Source organism: Ottowia cancrivicina (genome assembly GCF_029813755.1).
Lineage (GTDB): Bacteria > Pseudomonadota > Gammaproteobacteria > Burkholderiales > Burkholderiaceae_C > Ottowia > Ottowia massiliensis.
Genome location: NZ_JARVII010000089.1, coordinates 1 through 564 on the forward strand (window position 1 = coordinate 1; position 564 = coordinate 564).

General features: G+C 54.4%; 1 pseudogene. It reads right to left on the reverse strand.

From position 1 onward, the window contains the following. Positions 1-564 (reverse strand): annotated as a pseudogene (locus QB898_RS13165) (hypothetical protein); the annotation flags it as partial.

A 564-nucleotide genomic window follows, 5' to 3' on the forward strand; every position in this document is an offset into this window, starting at 1 on the left:
TCCTGATTTCACTGCCCACTTCTCCGCCTATGGGCAGTTTCGCCAGCGCCGTCTGCGCATTCTGTTTGTTGATCGTGTAAATCTTCTGCCCTTCGGCTTGCGCGATGGCAATAGCCTTCACGGCGGATATGCCTTCTGCACACGGCTTCAGCGTTGGGTTTTCTATTTGCCCATTGCTGTTTGCGTAGCTGCACTTCGTTTTATCCACCCAGAACGCCTCCGGCGCCGCATGCTCCATCGCGCTGGCGTATTGGCCTCTCATCCTGTTGTAGGCAATCCAGCGGTTTTGCGCCGCGCTTTTGTTGTTCTGCTTCAGTTCAGGTTTGTCGTTGATCTGGCTCTTGGGATCATCGTCTTTAACCCATCGAATATGCCGCAAGTGGCCTATGTCCATATTCAAGCCCTGAAACGTGACGCCCCGATTGACAAGGCCATACAGCTTGTTGGGTTTGACTTGCGCATGAAACAACCCATAGCTCAAGGCGGGCGCATCCACCATTTGCGCCTGTGATGCGGCAATCAGCCCCTGGCTTTGCAAACTGGCAAAGTAGCCCCACACCGTGG